Below are 15939 nucleotides of genomic sequence, written 5' to 3'. Positions count from 1 at the left end.
CCCTCCCCCCGCCCAACAAGAGTGGGCGACGGGAGGGCTTCGAAATCACCCGCGCGAGCGGCGCTGAACGGTGCCCCCGCCGCCACCGCCCGGTCCCTTGCCGAACCGGCGGCGGCGCTGCTGGCCCTGGGCGGGCTTGCCGCCGCGTTCCTGCTGACGCTCGCCCTGCTGCCGTTCGCCCTGGCGGCTTTCCTGCCAGGGCCCGCCATCGCCCCGCCGTTCGCCGCCGACGGGCTTGGCCTGCACCTTTTTCGCGCGCGGCTGCTGCACCTGGCCCGGGTTGCCCTTGGGCCGGACGATCGGCGCGTCTTCGATGAAGGCGCGGAAATTGTCAGGCAGCGGCAGGCGGGTGCAGGTCACGCCCGTCAGCTTCTGGATATCGCGCAGGTAGGCGCGTTCATCCTCGGCACACAGGGTCAGCGCGATGCCGTCCGCCCCGGCGCGCGCGGTGCGGCCGATGCGGTGGACATATTGCTCGGCCACATTGGGCAGCTCGAAGTTGATGACGTGGCTCACGCCCGACACGTCGATCCCGCGCGCCGCGATATCGGTCGCCACCAGGATCGGCACGCGGCCGGACTTGAAGTTCGCCAAGGCGCGTTCGCGCTGCGGCTGGCTCTTGTTGCCGTGGATCGCGTCCGCGGTGATGCCGGCCTGTGCCAGCTTCTTCACCACGCGGTCCGCGCCATGCTTGGTGCGCGTGAAGATGAGCACGCGGTCCATGCCCTGCGTCTGCGGATACTGCCGCCGGAGGATCAGTTCCAGGAGCGCTTGCTTCTCGCTCTGGCTGACCAGGGTGACGAACTGTTCGACACGTTCCGCCGTCGTGGCCGCCGGGGCGACCGAGACATGGGCCGGATTGGTCAGGTACTGCTTGCTCAGTTCCTTGATCGAACCCGGCATCGTGGCGCTGAACAGCAGCGTCTGGCGCTTGGCCGGCATCAGCGCGACCAGCTTGCGCAGCGCGTGGATGAAGCCGAGGTCGAGCATCTGGTCCGCTTCGTCGAGCACGAGGATTTCGACGCCGTCGAGGCGGAAAGCCTTCTGGTCCACCAGATCGAGCAGGCGGCCAGGGGTGGCCACCAGCACATCGGTGCCGCGATGCAGCTTGTTGCGGTCCTTGCCGACGGACGTGCCGCCGACGACGACCGAGACCTTGAGGCCGGTGAAACCGCCGTAATCCTCGGCGCTCTTGGCGATCTGGCCGGCGAGTTCACGCGTGGGCGCGAGGACAAGCATGCGGGCGGACTTGAACGGCGTCTGCCGGCCAGCCTCGCGCAGCCGGTCGATGCTCGGCAGCATGAATGCCGCGGTCTTGCCGGTGCCGGTCTGGGCGATGCCCAACAGGTCGCGCCCTTCCAGCACGAGCGGGATCGCCTGCTGCTGGATCGGGGTGGCGACGGTATAGTTCTTCTGCTCCAGAGCCTGGAGCACGGGCTGCGACAGCCCGAGGTTTTCGAAAGACATGGATAAACTCATAGCCTGTGCGGCAGCGCGCGGGCCCATGGCGGGCGCGCGGATGCAGCGGGTTATGGGGCCTGCCGTGAAGCCCCGTTAACGACCCGCGTGAATTGGGAAGTCTGGGAATGGAACCGAGATGCGGCCGGGGCGGTTGCCCGCCTGTTCACGCTGCCGAGGCGTCTCGATGCCCGCGCATATGGGCGCTTCGCCCAATCAAGTCAATCGATCGCTGCAATGCAGCAATCAGTCAAAGCCTGCGACTTCCAGCAAGGCCTGGGTGCTGGCATCGAACGTCGCGCCGCCGGCATCGATCTTGTTGGCGATGGACTTGCCCAGCTCCACGCCGAACTGGTCGAACGGATTGATGCCCATCAGCACCGCGTTGGCGAACGTGCGATGTTCGTGGAACGCGATGAGCGCCCCCAGGGTGGCGGGATCGATGTCGTCGCACAGGATCGTCGCGCTCGGCCGGTCGCCGGGGTATTCCCGCGCAGGGTCCTTGCCGTCGGCGCCGGCCATCAGCGCGGCACCCTGGGCAAAGCAGTTCATCAGCAGGATGCGGTGATGCGCGGGGTCGAGCATGTCGCCGGGCAGCACGCTGGCGATGAAATCGACGGGAACCTCCACGGTGCCCTGGTGCAGCAACTGGAACACCGCGTGCTGCGCGTCCGTCCCCACCCCGCCCCATGTCACCGGCGCTGTCGGCCCCGATACGGGTGCGCCGACGGCATCCACGCGCTTGCCATTCGATTCCATCTCCAGTTGCTGGAGGTAGTCGGGAAACAGCGCGAGGCGTTCGTCATAGGCGAAAACCCCGCGGGTCTGGCAGCCGCGGACGCGCGTGTAATACTGGTCGGCGAAGGCGGCGCGCAGCGGCAGGTTCGCCCGGCCCTCCGTATCGCGAAAGTGTTCGTCCAACATGCGCGCGCCCGCGAGCATGGCATCGAAGTCCGCCCAGCCCAGCGCCAGCGCGATGGGGAAGCCGATGCTGGACCAAAGGGAATAGCGGCCCCCGACGCTTTCCGAAAACGGCAGCACGCGGGTTTCGTCAACACCCCATTCCACGGCCTTTTCAGGCGCGGCGGTCAGCGCGATGACCCGGCCATAAGGATCGGCGACGCCGTTCTCGCGCAGCCAGGCGAGTGCGCTCACCGCGTTGGTCATCGTCTCGGCGGTCGTGAAGGTCTTGCTAGCGACGGCGATCAGCGTCGTGGCCGGATCGCACCGCGCGAACGCCGCTTCCAGCGCCAGCCCGTCGATATTGGAGACGACGTGGACCTGAACCTCCGCGCCGTCGCGGGCCAGCGCGTCGATCGCCAGCCGGGGGCCCAGCGCCGAACCGCCGATGCCGATATGGATCAGGTGGCGCATGTCGCCGAACGCGCCGCCGTGGATCGCCTCCACCAGCATGTTCATGCGCTGGTGCAGGGCCTCGGCCTCCTCCACTGCCGCCTCGGAGCCGATGCCGCGCTGGGCGGTGTGTTCGGCCGCACGGTCTTCGCTGGTGTTCACCCGCTCCCCGGAGAGCAGCGCGGCGCGCCGACCGGTAAAGTCGCGCGCCTTCGCCAGCGCCTCGAACGCGCAAAGCAGGTCGTCGTCCAGGTGAGTCTTCGACCAGTCGAACAGGATGCCGCCGGTATCGTCACCCTCGCCCCACCCGATCCGCCCGGACAGCTTGGCAACCCGCTCCGCATCGCCGGCGAACAGCTGGTCCAGCGTGCGTCGCTCGCACCGTTCGATCGCCTGCCATGCGGCCTCGACTGCCTGGGTCACGCGAAAATCCTTTCCTAGAGCGCGGCTGTCCGCCTAGGGGAAGCGGCAATGTTTGCAAGCGTTCCCACAGCACCGGCCGGCAGCCTTGGCGGACATACTGTCCATGACTGAATCGATCGACCGAACGACATCCACTGGCAAGGACGAGGAAACGCTCGGAAGCTTCGCCTGGTTTGTGGTGAAACTGGCGCTGGCGGTGTTCATATTCCGCAGCTTCTTCTTCTCGTTCTATTCGATCCCGAGTGAATCGATGATGCCGCGCCTGTGGAACGGCGATTACTTCGTCGCGGCGAAGTGGCCATATGGCTATTCCCGCTGGTCGCTGCCGTTCAACCTGCCGCTGATCCCCGGACAGATCTTCAGCGATGCGCCCGAACGGGGCGATGTCGCGGTGTTCAAGCACCCGGTGGACAAGGTCGACTACATCAAGCGGGTGATCGGCCTGCCGGGCGACAGCGTGGCGATGCGCGCCGGGCAGGTGATCCTCAACGGCACGCCCGTTCCACGCCGGCAGGCCGCCGATTTCGTGGTCCCCATATCGCCCAATACGAGCTGCGCGTGGGGCGGCCGCGCGGGCGCGGGAACGTGCAGCTACACCCGGTTCCGCGAAACGCTGCCCAACGGCGTCAGCTACGATACCCTCGATTTCGGGCGGACGCCGCAGGACGATTTCGGCCCCGTGATCGTGCCCGAAGGCGCGGTGTTCGCGATGGGCGACAACCGCGACAATTCGCAGGACAGCCGCTTTCCCGCCACCCCCGGCGGCGGTGTCGGCATGGTGCCGCAGGAACTGCTAGTCGCCCGCGCCAGCGGCATGGTCTGGTCGACCGACGGATCGGCCGAGTGGACGAAACCGTGGACATGGTTCGGCGCCACGCGCGGCGACCGGATGGGCCAGGGGATATGACCGCGCTGCCGGACAAAACCCGCGCCTGGCTGGAAGGGGTCGGTTTCACCGTGGGCGATGCCGAACGCTATCGCGCCGCACTCACCCACGGCAGCACGGGCGACGAAGACAATTACGAACGGCTCGAATGGCTGGGCGACCGTGTCCTCGGCCTCTCGATCTCGCAATGGCTCTACGCCGATTCCGACGCAGCGGAGGGGGAACTGGCGCAGCGCCTCAACGCGCTGGTCAGCCGCGACACATGCGCCTGCATCGCGCGCGAGATCGGGGTGCCCGATCACGTCCGCCTGGGCAAGCAGGCGCGCGATGACGGGGCGCACGACAGCGACAACGTTCTGGGCGACGTGATGGAAGCACTGATCGGCGCGAACTTCCTCCAGGCCGGGTTCGATGCCACGCGCGACCTGGTGCAGCAGTTGTGGAAGGGCGCGATCGAAGGGCGGCGCGGCCGGTCCAAGCATCCCAAGTCTGCGTTGCAGGAATGGGCCGCGGGCAATCGCCGCAAGCCGCCCGAATACACCCTTGTCGAACGCAGCGGGCCCGACCACCAGGCGCGCTTCACGGTGCGGGTGAAAGTGCACAACGTGGGCGAGGTCGAGGCCACCGCCGGCAGCAAGCAGCAGGCCGAAACCGCCGCCGCGGCTGCATTCATGGAGAGATTCGGATGACGATCCAGCCCAACGCCCGATGCGGTTTCGTGGCGGTGATCGGGGCGCCCAACGCCGGCAAGTCCACCCTGGTCAATGCGCTCGTCGGCCAGAAGGTCGCCATCGTTTCGGCCAAGGCGCAGACCACGCGGGCGCGGCTGCTCGGCATTGCACTGGAAGAAGAAACGCAGATGGTGCTGGTCGACACGCCCGGCATCTTCGCGCCGCGGCGACGGCTCGACCGCGCGATGGTCAGCGCCGCGTGGGAAGGCACGCAGGCGGCCGATGCGATCCTGCTGGTGGTCGATCCGGTCAAGCAGCGCCGTCACGAACTGGACCCGCTGATCGAGGCCCTGCGCCTGCGCCCGGAACGCAAGATCCTGGTGCTCAACAAAGTCGATATCGCGAAGAAGGAACCCCTGCTGGTCCTTGCACAGGAATTCGCTGCGAAGGCCGATTTCGCCGAGATATTTTTCGTCTCGGCCCAGACCGGTGACGGGGTGCCCGAACTCAAGGCCGCGCTGGCCGGGATGATGCCCCAGGGCGAATGGATCTATCCCGAAGATCAGGTGTCGGACGCCAGCGAACGCCTGATGGCGGCCGAGATCACGCGCGAGCAGCTCTACAAGCAGCTCCACGAGGAACTTCCTTACGACAGCGCCGTGCGGCCCGAACAGTATATCGAGCGCAAGGATGGCAGCGTTGAGATCCACCAGCAGATCATCGTCGGCCGCGACACCCAGCGCGCGATCGTGCTGGGCAAGGGCGGAGCGCGCATCAAGGCCATCGGCGAGGCGGCGCGCAAGGAGCTGAGCGAGCTGCTGGGCGTGAAGGTCCACCTGTTCCTGCACGTGAAAGTGGAAGAGAACTGGGACGAAAGCCGCGAGATCTTCGAAGAGATCGGCCTCGACTGGGTGCGCTGACGGCTGCGGGAAGGATGGGGCGCGCACTGATCGAGAGCGGCAGTCACGTACACGGCGTCGACCCGGCGCTGTTCGGCCTGCCGCCGGGAACGTCCATGCGTTTCGAACTCCCCGCCGGCGCCCTGGCGCCGTGTGTCAGCGACTATCACGTGTTCGATTCCGACCAGGCGGCGTGCACTTTTTCGACGGAAACCATTCTGCCGAGAGTGCCGGCGATCCGGTTCATCATCGCACCGCACGCGATGAACCTGACCATCGGTGACGGGACGGCGCAAACCATTCCGCCGGCGGCGCTCTACGGCAGCACCAGCCATGCGGCGGAGATGGCCGTGGGGCGCGGCGGGGTCACGATCGGCGTGACGATGACCGCGGTCGGCATGGCGCGCCTCACCGCGATCCCGGCGGACAGCCTGCGCGACCGGGTGGTCCCGCTCTCCGCAGTGCTGCCGGCCGAACCGGTCCGCGACCTGGTGGACGAGCTGCGCGCCAGCGATCAGGGACCGTCGGTCAAGGCGATACTCGACCGCGCGCTCCCGCCGCTGCTGGCCCAGCCTCACCCGATGGAGGCCGATATCCAGCGCATCGCGAACCTGCTCGCCGCGCCCGGCCGCCATACCGTGCAGGACGCGTGCGACCATCTGGGCATGAACCAGCGGCGGCTGGAACGGCTGGCGAAGCGCTTCTTCGGGTTTACGCCCAAACTGCTGCTGCGCAGGACGCGCCTGTTACGATCGATCGTGGCGCTGAAGCTCGCCGGGCCGCCCTTCGACCTCTCGTTGATCGATTCCAACTACCACGATCATTCCCACTTCACGAAAGATGCCAAGCGCTTCCTGGGCAAGGCGCCCATGCGTTTCCTGCGCAAGCCGACGCCCTATCTCGACGCCGCGCTGCGCGCGCGCGCCATCGTGCAGGGCACGGCCTGGGCCGCATTGCAGCACCAGTGAAATTGAGGAAGCGCGCGGTCAGCGCTTCTTCACAATCTCTATGCCGTTCTTCTTGGCGAAGTCTTTCGTGGATTCCTCGCTGCGATTGATCGCCTTGGCGATCTCTTTCAGCCCCTTGCCCTTGCCGGCCAGCATGCGGAGCTGGCCGGCCTCGTCGGCCTTCCACGGCTGCTTGTGGCGCTCGAAATGCTCCTTCGCCATCAGCCTGCCTCTGCCTTCTTCGCGGCTTTGGGGGCGGAGTTCTTGTTCGGCCCGGCCTTCTTCGCTGCTGGCTTCTTGGCAGCCGTTTTTTTCGCAGGCGCCTTTTTGGCGGGCGCCTTGCGGCCCTTCTTCTTCGGGGGGCCCTTGGCGGCGCGGGCATCGATGAGTTCGATGGCCTGCGCTTCGGTCAGGTCTTCGGGTTTGGCATCGCGGGGGAGGGTCGCGTTGGTGGCGCCATCCGTGACGTAGGGACCATACCGCCCTGCCATCACCTTCATCTCCCCGCCGCTGGTCGGGTGCGCGCCGAACGTCTTGAGCGGCGCCGCCGCCACGCGTCCGCCGCCACGCTGGCCGGCCTGTGCCAGGATATCGACCGCCCGGTTCATGCCGACCTCGAACACCTCGCGCGTGTTGGCCAGCTTTCCATACTTGCCGTCATGGCGGAGATACGGGCCATAACGTCCGATATTCGCTTCGATCTCGTTTCCGGTTTCCGGATGGGTGCCGACGATGCGCGGCAGGGCCAGCAGTTTCAGCGCCCATTCCAGGTCGAAATCGGGCAAGTCCTTGGGGATCGAGGCGCGCCTGGCATCCTTGCCTTCGCCCAATTCCACGTAAGGCCCGAAGCGCCCCGTCTTGCGCATGACCTCAAGGCCGGTTTCCGGATCCTTGCCCATTGCTCCATCGGCACCGTCGCCCTCGCCCTCCCCGCCGGGTTGGGCGAAGCGGCGCGTGTACTTGCATTCGGGATAGTTGGAACAGGCAACGAATGCGCCGAACTTCCCGCCGCGCAGCGCGAGCCGGCCGCCTTCGCGCCCTTCCGCGATGCAGACCTGGCACTGCCGCGGATCGCCGCCGTCGGCGCGCGGGGGGAACAGGAAGTCGGACAGGTAACCGTCGAGCTCCTCCGTCACTTCGGACGGTTTCTTGTCCATGACCTCGTCGGTCTTGGGCTTGAAATCGACCCAGAAGGCGCGGAGCAGCGCCTTCCATTCTTCCTTGCCGGCGGACACCTCGTCGAGTTCGTCCTCCATGCCGGCGGTAAAATCGTAGCCGACATAGCGTTCGAAGAACCGTTCCAGGAACGCCGTCAGCAGCCGCCCGCTTTCTTCGGCGAAGAAACGGTTCTTTTCCATCCGCACGTAGGCGCGGTCGCGGATCGTCTGGATGGTGGAGGCGTAGGTCGATGGCCGCCCGATGCCGAGCTCCTCCAGCCGCTTCACCAGGCTGGCCTCCGAAAACCGCGGTGGCGGCTGGGTGAAATGCTGCGCGGCATCGACCCCCTGCTTGTGCGGGCTGTCGCCCTTGCGCATCAGCGGCAGCAGACCTTCCTCGTCATCCTCGCCGCGCTGGTCCAGGCCTTCCTCGTACACGGCAAGAAAGCCGGGGAACTTCACCACCTGGCCCGTGGCGCGCAGTTCGTGGCGGCCCGTGGGATCGCGCAGGGTGACGGTCGTCCGCTCCAGGCTGGCGGCCGCCATCTGGCTGGCCATCGCCCGCTTGAAGATGAGGTCGTAAAGCCGCGCCTCGTCGCCCTGCCCGGCCTTGTCGCGCGCGAAATCGGTCGGCCGGATCGCTTCGTGGGCTTCTTGCGCGTTCTTGGCCTTGGTCTGGTAGATGCGCGGCTTTTCGGGGAGATAGTGCCCGCTGAACCGGTCGCTGATCGCCTTCCGCGCCGCGCTGATCGCGCTGGAGTCCATCTGCACGCCGTCGGTGCGCATGTAGGTGATCGCGCCGGCTTCGTAGAGGTTCTGCGCCAGCCGCATGGTGTGGCTCGCCGAAAAGCCGAGCTTGCGCGCGGCCTCCTGCTGCAGGGTGGAGGTGGTGAACGGCGGCGCCGGATTGCGCTTCAGGGGCCGGGTCTCGACCTCCTCGACCGTGAAGGGCGCATCCTCGACCGCCTTCCTGGCGGCAAGCGCGGTCCCTTCCTCGCCGATCGACAGGCGCTCCAGCTTCTGCCCGTCGTAGGTGACCAGGCGCGCATCGAAGGCCGTGCCGTCGTGTTGCAGGTGGGCGACGACCGACCAGTATTCCTGCGCGACGAACGCCTCGATCTCGCGTTCGCGCTCGACGATAAGGCGCAGGGCGACCGACTGCACCCGGCCCGCGCTCTTGGCACCCGGCAGGCGGCGCCACAGCACCGGCGACAGGGTGAAACCATAGAGGTAATCGAGCGCGCGGCGCGCCAGGTAAGCGTCGATCAGGTCCTGGTCGAGCGCGCGCGGGCGGGCCATCGCCTCGGTCACGGCGTTCCTGGTGATGGCGTTGAAGGTGACCCGCTCCACCTCCGCCGGCAGCGCCTTCTTCTTCGCCAGAAGATCGCGCACGTGCCAGGAAATCGCCTCCCCCTCGCGGTCGGGGTCGGTCGCCAGGATCAGGCGATCGGCTTTCTTGGCCAGGTCCGCGATGTCCTTCACCCGGCCGGTCTTGTCGCGGTAGACCTCCCAATCCATCGCGAAATCGTCATCCGGGCGTACGCTTCCATCCTTGGGCGGCAGGTCGCGCACATGACCGTAGGAGGCCAGGACCTTGTAGTCCTTGCCGAGATATTTCTCAATGGTCTTCGCCTTGGCGGGCGATTCTACGATGACGAGTTGCATGAGAGTGTGTCGGTGTCCCTACGCGTATACGTACGCGCGAGGGTGCAGCGACCGGCGGAGCGAGGTCAAGCGGGCAATCGCGAACGCTGTCCGGTGAGATCAGGCGCCGAGGCTCACCCGCCCGCCTGCGTGGCGGACGAGGCGGCCGGCGATCTCCAGCTCCAGCAGGGAGAGCTGGACGGCCGCGGCCGGTTCCCCCGACTGGCGGATCAGTTCGTCCACCGCCACGGGCGCGGTGGTGAGCAGCGCGGCAACGTCGGCGGGCTCGGCATCGGCCAGTTCGTCGTCGGCATAGACATACGCCGGCGCGGCCTCGCGAAAGGTGGAGCGCGCATGCCCGTCGAAGCCGTTCATCAGTTCGATGACATCCTCCGGCGTCTGGACGAGGACGGCGCCGTCGCGGATGAGCTGGTTGCACCCCGTTGCCCGCGCATCCAGCGGGCTGCCGGGGATCGCCATGACCTCGCGCCCCGCCTCCGCCGCCAGCCGCGCGGTGATCAGGCTGCCGGACTTGGGCGCCGCCTCCACCACCAGCGTACCCATGGCGAGTCCCGCGATGATCCGGTTTCGGCTGGGAAAGTGGCTGCCCCGCGGTTCCGTGCCGGGCGGCTGTTCGGCGATCAGCAGGCCTTCGTCGGCAATCTGTTCCTGCAACGCGGCGTGCTGGGGCGGATAGGGCACGTCGATGCCGCTGGCGATCACGCCGATGGTCGCGGGCAGCGCCCCTTCGTGCGCCGCGCCGTCAATCCCGCGCGCCAGGCCGGAGACCACGGTGAACCCTGCGTCCGCAAGCGCCGCCGCGAATTCGCGCGCGATCTTCACCGCCGCGGCCGACGCGTTGCGGGCGCCCACCATCGCCAGGCACGACCGCGCCGCCAGCGACTGATCCCCGCGCACGACCAGGATCGGCGGGGCGGCCGCGATCTCTTTCAAGAGGGGCGGATAGCCGGGCTGATCGTGGAACAGATAGCGCGCCCTGGCCCGGCGGACTTGCGAGATTTCCTCTGCAATCGTCTCCGGCGCCGCGGCACGGTAGGCACGCCCGCCGCGCTGGGCCAGGTCCGGCAGCGCGGCGATCGCCGCCTCCGCCGTGGCGAAGCGCGCCAGCAACTGGCGGTAGCTGACCGGGCCGATATTGGGCGAGCGCAGGAGGCGGATGCGCGCGAAAGCCTCTTCCTGCGAAAGCATCACCTGGCGCGGCCGACCCGGGGTTCCTCGCCGCGCCGGATGCGGCCGATGTTTTCGCGGTGCAGCCAGATGACGATCACGGCAATCACCGCGAGCGGGACGGCATATTCGCCATATCCCAGAACCGCAGCGACAATGGCCGCGGCGACGACCGCGGTCATGCCCGCCAGCGAGCTGACCCGCAGCACCGCCAGCATGCCGATCCACACCAGCGCATAGGCCAGGCCGATCGGCCAGGCGAGGCCGAAGCAGACGCCCGCGTTCGTGGCCACTCCCTTGCCGCCCTTGAAGCCGAGCCAGACGGGGAAGCAGTGACCGAGGACCGCCGCCACCGCCGCCACGCCTTCCGTGCCGGGCCACAGCGCCTTTGCCAGCAAGACCGCGCCAAGGCCCTTGGCGAGGTCGAGGAGCAAGGTGGCGGCGGCCACCCCCTTGTTGCCGGTGCGCAGCACGTTGGTGGCGCCGATGTTGCCGCTGCCGATCTTGCGCACGTCGCCAAGGCCAGCCGCGCGCGCGAGCAGCAGCCCGAACGGGATCGAACCGAGCAGGTATCCGGCGATCGCGGCGAATACGTAAGCGGTTTCCATGGTTCCCGTTCGGCCTGATCTTGTCGGGGGGCCGTTGTTGCCCCTAAGCGACGCTAGAAGAAAAGGCGGGCGTTCGACAAGCGCTCCGGCCACCCTTTTCGCACGGGTCTGGAGTTATCGCGTGAATCCCGCCGCCCCCATCCTGTTGTTTGATTCGGGCGTGGGCGGGCTCACCGTGCTCGCTGAAGTGCGCAAGCTGCTGCCGCAGGCGCCGGTGATCTACGCCGCCGATACGGCCGGCCTCCCCTATGGCACGAAAACGGAAGCGGAGATCGCGGCGCGCGTCGCCGGGTTGCTCGGCGTGCTGAGCGAACGCTATCGCCCACGCCTAGCGACGATCGCGTGCAACACGGCCAGCACGATCGCGCTCGGCATGGTGCGCGACGTGCTGCGGATCCCGATCGTCGGCACCGTGCCCGCGATCAAGCCGGCCGCCGCCCTCACCCGCACGGGCACGATCGGGCTCCTGGGCACCGAGGCGACGATCCGCCAGGGTTATGTCGACCGGCTGGAGGCGGAACACGCCGGCGGCACGCGCCTGATCCGGCACGCCGCGCCGGCCCTTGTGGCCGCGGCCGAGGCGCGCCTTCGCGGTGCGCCCGCCGATCCGGCCGTTTTCGCCGAAGCGGCGCGCGGACTTCGCGCCCAGCCCGGCGGCGCGGATATCGACACCGTCGTGCTCGCCTGCACGCATTTCCCGCTGGTCGCGGATGACCTCGCCGCCGCGATGGGGCCCGGCGTGCGGTTCGTGGACGGGGCAGCGGGGATCGCCCGCCGGATCGCCAGCCTTACCGCGGGACAGGACTTCGCGCGCGGGGGGCCGGACTTGGCGCTGACCACGGGGGACTTGGCCGAATTCGCCCTCCTCCAGCCCGTGCTCGGCGCCCATGGCCTTGACCGGATCGAGGCGATCTGACGCGGGGCTTGCCGGGCGGGGCCATGCCGTTTTTGATATGGCTCAACGGGCCCCGGGGCCGCCGCCCAATCGCGAACGATTCGCAAAGATCGCGGTGGCAAAGTTGCGTGCCGAGGCGTATGCGCGGCCCGTCTGGCCGGCGCATTTCCGGCGGAGGCGATGGACAGTGGCAGTGGACGGATCAGGCCAGTGAACTACGACCATATCTTCGACCAGGCGATCGACCGCCTGCACGCCGAAGGTCGCTACCGCGTGTTCATCGACATCCTCCGCAACAAGGGCGCTTTCCCCAACGCGCGCTGCTTCCACGGCCACAATGGCCCCAAGCCGATTACCGTGTGGTGCTCCAACGATTATCTCGCGATGGGCCAGCACCCCAAGGTGATCGCCGCGATGGAAGAGGCGCTGCACGATGTGGGCGCAGGCAGCGGCGGCACGCGCAACATCGGCGGCAACACGCACTATCACATTCAGCTGGAAGAGGAATTGGCGGACCTCCACGGCAAGGAAGCGGCGCTGATCTTCACCAGCGGCTATGTCTCCAACGATGCGACGCTGTCGACGCTTGCCAAGCTGCTTCCGGGATGCGTGATCTTCTCCGACGAGCTCAATCACGCAAGCATGATCGCCGGCATCCGAAATTCCGGCGCCGAAAAGCGCGTATTCCGCCACAACGACGTGGCGCACCTGGAAGAACTGCTCGCGGCCGAAGACCCTGACGCGCCCAAGCTGATCGCGTTCGAGAGCGTCTATTCGATGGACGGCGACATCGCCCCGATCCACGCGATCTGCGACCTTGCCGAACGCTATAACGCGCTGACCTATATCGACGAGGTGCACGCAGTCGGCATGTACGGCAAGCACGGCGGCGGCATTTCCGAACGTGACGAAGCGGCGCACCGGATCGACATCATCGAGGGGACGCTGGGCAAGGCGTTCGGCGTGATGGGTGGCTACATCGCCGCGGACCGCAAGGTGGTGGACTGCATCCGCTCCTACGCGCCGGGCTTCATCTTCACGACCTCGCTTTCGCCCGTGCTTGTCGCCGGGGTCCTCGCATCCGTCCGCCATCTCAAGGCTTCCAGCGAGGAACGTGACGGCCAGCAGGCGGCCGCCGCGCGCCTCAAGGGCATGATGCGCGACGCGGGCCTGCCGGTGATGGACAGCACCACGCACATCGTGCCGCTGATGGTCGGCGATCCGGTGCGCGCCAAGAAGATCAGCGACATCCTGCTCGCCGAATACGGCATGTATGTGCAACCGATCAATTTCCCCACCGTCCCTCGGGGGACGGAGCGGCTGCGCTTCACCCCGGGACCGTCGCACAGCGAAGCAATGATGATGGAACTCACCGCCGCGCTGGTCGAGGTGTGGGACCGGCTGGAACTGGATCTCGCCAGGGCTGCCTGACAGCCGCCACCCAAGAGTCTTAGGGCAGTGGTAACCATTGCCCCGCTACACATTCCGCAAGCAACCGGCGCGTCCGGCAATCGGGATTTGATGGGGCCATGGCAGTCAGCAATCTCTGGAGAGGGTTTTCCGGCGCCCCCGCTCAGGTCGATCTGACCAGCGATGGATTGCGCCACGCCGTGCTCGAGGATTTCGAACAGACCGGCCTTGCGTGGATCTGGTCGTCCGATGCCGAAGGTATCCTGAACTACCTCTCCCCGGCGGCTGCCGATGCGCTCGGGATCCCGCTTCATGCCCTGCTGGGCCACCCGCTGACGGGCCTGTTCGAAACCGATCCCGACGATCCGGACAACCGGTCGGGCCGCCCGCTCGGCTTCCAGATCAAGGCCCGCAACCGCATTTCCGACGTGACCGTCCGCTGCGCCCTGCCCGAAGCGCGCACCGGCAAACCGGTATGGCTGCTGCTGTCGGGCCAGCCCAAGATCGATTCCACGGGACGGTTCCACGGCTATCGCGGCTGGGCCAAGGACATATCGGTCGAATACCAGCGCAAGATCGAAGATTCGCGCCTGGCGGAATTCGATTCCCTGACCGGGCTCTACAACCGCCATCGCATGAACCGCCGGCTCGACGGGCTGCTGGCGGCCTATCGCGCGGCCAAGCGCACCTGCGCGCTGATGATGCTGGACCTCGACCGGTTCAAGCAGGTCAACGACACCATGGGCCACCCGGCGGGCGACAACCTGCTTCAGCAGGTGGCGGAACGACTGCGCAACATCATCGGCGACCGCGGCGAAATCGGACGCCTGGGCGGCGACGAGTTCCAGGTCATCATCCCCGACGTCGACGATCGCGGCAAGCTGGGCGACCTGGCGGAAAAGGTCATCCAGATCATCTCGCAGCCTTATCCCATCGATGACAAGCGGGCCATCATCGGCACGTCGGTGGGGATCGCCATCGCCCCCTACGACGGGCTGGAAACCGAAGAGCTGATCCGGGCATCCGACCTGGCGCTCTATGCCGCGAAGAACGGCGGGCGCGGCCAGTTCCGCTTCTATTCGGCCGACCTCAAGGACGAGGAGGAGGAGCGCCAGCTCCTGCTCGACGATCTGCGCCAGGCCCTGGAGAGCGACCAGCTCGAACTGCATTACCAGCCGGTGGTGCGGGTGGCGGACAACCGCGTGGTCGGGATGGAAGCGCTCATGCGCTGGGAGCACGAGGAACGCGGCTGGGTCAGCCCCGGCCTGTTCATCCCAGTGGCGGAGGATTCCAGCCTCATCGCCCCGCTCGGCGACTGGGCGCTCCATCGGGCCTGCCAGGACGCCGCGCAGTGGCCGGCGACGGTGCGGGTGGCCGTGAACGTGTCCGCCCGCCAGTTCACCGCGGCAGGCTTTGTCGATGTCGTGGCGGATGCGCTGCAGGCGAGCGGCCTTGCGCCCGACCGGCTGGAGCTCGAGCTGACCGAAAGCGTCTTCATGGGCGACAGCGACGCCACCGACGCCACGTTCCACGCGCTCAAGCAACTCGGCGTCCGGCTCGCGCTCGACGATTTCGGGACCGGCTATTCGTCGCTCAGCTACTTGCGCTCCGCGCCGTTCGACAAGCTGAAGGTGGACAAGAGCTTCGTCGATACCTGCACCCAGAAAGACCAGAACAGCGCCAAGATCATCACCGCGATCATCGGCCTGTCGAAGGCGCTGGGGATGGAAACCACCGTCGAGGGCGTGGAGGCCTTCGACCAGCTCGAGGTCGTGAAGGCGCGCGGGGGCGAACTCGTCCAGGGATGGATCTTCGCAAAGGCCATGCCCCAGGCGATGGTCCTCCAGAACATCCACGACGGCGCGTTCCTGATCGAGCCGAGCGGACCCGACAAGCACCGGCCCGATCGCCGGTCGATGTTCCGGCGCGTGGGCGTAATCCACGGCGACCACCGCTATGACGCGGTGATCCGCGATCTCAGCAAGACCGGCGCCTTCATCGAAGGCCTGGTGGGCGTGCCGCTGAATACCGTGTTCGTGCTCGATCTCGGCAACGGACAACTGGTCGTGAGCCAGGTCATGCGGTCCGAAGGGGCGCAGCTCGGCGTGGAATTCGAAACACCGCTGGTGAGCGACGGCGCCGGCGGCCTGTGCACCCGGCACCGCGTCAGTCCATATGCCCTCGCCGCGGCAGGGATGCCGTTGTCCAGCCTGCAGCAGGGCCAGTCGCAACTCGGCCACGCGCCGGGCCCGGGCAGCGCGCCGCAGTTCCTCCAGGTCCAGGTCGGCAGCGGCGGATAGGGCGACAGGACCGGGGGTGCGCGAACACGCGCGAATCCCTGGCGAAAGTGTTCGTCTCCAACCGAATGCCGCTGGCCGGAAGACCCGCTTCGTCGGTTTT

13 protein-coding genes are annotated in these 15939 nt (G+C 67.4%); 7 read left to right on the top strand and 6 right to left on the bottom strand.

The annotated features are described in order from the left end of the window. Positions 1 to 45 precede the first annotated feature (45 nt). The gene (locus tag GRI40_RS00420; protein ID WP_160609524.1) at positions 46 to 1467 is read right to left on the bottom strand and encodes a DEAD/DEAH box helicase; all 1422 of its coding nucleotides are present in this window, start codon (positions 1465 to 1467) and stop codon (positions 46 to 48) included. 237 nt (positions 1468 to 1704) lie between these two features. After that, positions 1705 to 3234 carry a glucose-6-phosphate isomerase gene (pgi, locus tag GRI40_RS00415; RefSeq protein WP_160609523.1) on the bottom strand — a complete coding sequence of 510 codons (1530 nt, stop codon included), beginning with the start codon at positions 3232 to 3234 and terminating at the stop codon, positions 1705 to 1707. Between the two features lie 103 nt (positions 3235 to 3337). Here pgi and lepB point away from each other — a divergent pair, with 103 nt between their 5' ends. Genes lepB through GRI40_RS00390 form a run of 4 tightly spaced genes read left to right on the top strand, consistent with a single transcriptional unit; the run spans position 3338 to position 6658 of the window. Next, complete coding sequence (gene lepB, locus GRI40_RS00405; RefSeq protein WP_160609521.1) at positions 3338 to 4141, top strand: signal peptidase I; 804 nt, start codon at positions 3338 to 3340, stop codon at positions 4139 to 4141. Further along, positions 4138 to 4809, top strand: coding sequence for a ribonuclease III (gene rnc / locus GRI40_RS00400; protein WP_160609520.1), 672 nt, complete (start codon positions 4138 to 4140; stop codon positions 4807 to 4809). Before lepB ends, rnc begins: the two co-directional genes overlap by 4 nt. Next, positions 4806 to 5711 carry a GTPase Era gene (gene era, locus GRI40_RS00395; RefSeq protein ID WP_160609519.1) on the top strand — a complete coding sequence of 302 codons (906 nt, stop codon included), beginning with the start codon at positions 4806 to 4808 and terminating at the stop codon, positions 5709 to 5711. The genes rnc and era overlap by 4 nt, the downstream gene beginning before the upstream one ends. Positions 5712 to 5725: 14 nt before the next feature. Next, positions 5726 to 6658, top strand: coding sequence for a helix-turn-helix domain-containing protein (locus GRI40_RS00390; protein WP_160609518.1), 933 nt, complete (start codon positions 5726 to 5728; stop codon positions 6656 to 6658). Between the two features lie 18 nt (positions 6659 to 6676). Here the strand turns inward: GRI40_RS00390 and GRI40_RS00385 are convergent, their stop codons facing one another. From GRI40_RS00385 to plsY, 4 genes are all read right to left on the bottom strand, one after another. Continuing rightward, positions 6677 to 6859 (bottom strand): hypothetical protein, encoded by a 183-nt coding sequence (locus GRI40_RS00385; RefSeq protein WP_160609517.1) that lies wholly within the window; start codon positions 6857 to 6859, stop codon positions 6677 to 6679. Then, positions 6859 to 9459 carry a type I DNA topoisomerase gene (gene topA, locus GRI40_RS00380; RefSeq protein WP_160609516.1) on the bottom strand — a complete coding sequence of 867 codons (2601 nt, stop codon included), beginning with the start codon at positions 9457 to 9459 and terminating at the stop codon, positions 6859 to 6861. Before topA ends, GRI40_RS00385 begins: the two co-directional genes overlap by 1 nt. Before the next feature lie 99 nt (positions 9460 to 9558). Beyond that, positions 9559 to 10647: a DNA-processing protein DprA gene (gene dprA, locus GRI40_RS00375; RefSeq protein WP_160611280.1), complete on the bottom strand. Its 1089-nt coding sequence runs from the start codon at positions 10645 to 10647 to the stop codon at positions 9559 to 9561. Next, a complete protein-coding gene (gene plsY / locus GRI40_RS00370) occupies positions 10647 to 11234 on the bottom strand; it encodes a glycerol-3-phosphate 1-O-acyltransferase PlsY (protein ID WP_160609515.1) in 588 nt (195 codons plus the stop codon). The genes dprA and plsY overlap by 1 nt, the downstream gene beginning before the upstream one ends. A 121-nt stretch (positions 11235 to 11355) precedes the next feature. On the opposite strand from plsY, the gene murI reads away from it, so the two are divergent. The 3 genes from murI to GRI40_RS00355 all read left to right on the top strand — a co-directional run bounded on the left by murI (position 11356) and on the right by GRI40_RS00355 (position 15839). Beyond that, positions 11356 to 12150, top strand: coding sequence for a glutamate racemase (murI, locus tag GRI40_RS00365; RefSeq protein WP_337190452.1), 795 nt, complete (start codon positions 11356 to 11358; stop codon positions 12148 to 12150). 189 nt (positions 12151 to 12339) lie between these two features. Next, positions 12340 to 13560, top strand: coding sequence for a 5-aminolevulinate synthase (gene hemA / locus GRI40_RS00360; protein ID WP_160609513.1), 1221 nt, complete (start codon positions 12340 to 12342; stop codon positions 13558 to 13560). A gap of 98 nt (positions 13561 to 13658) precedes the next feature. Further along, positions 13659 to 15839, top strand: a complete 2181-nt coding sequence (locus GRI40_RS00355; protein WP_160609512.1) for an EAL domain-containing protein — start codon at positions 13659 to 13661, stop codon at positions 15837 to 15839. Positions 15840 to 15939: the final 100 nt, after the last annotated feature.

The sequence above is a fragment of the Tsuneonella aeria genome (assembly GCF_009827495.1).
In the GTDB taxonomy this organism is placed as follows: Bacteria; Pseudomonadota; Alphaproteobacteria; order Sphingomonadales; family Sphingomonadaceae; genus Tsuneonella; species Tsuneonella aeria.
The sequence above is the reverse complement of the archived record's forward strand: the minus strand, read 5'-3'. Positions and strand labels throughout refer to the sequence as shown.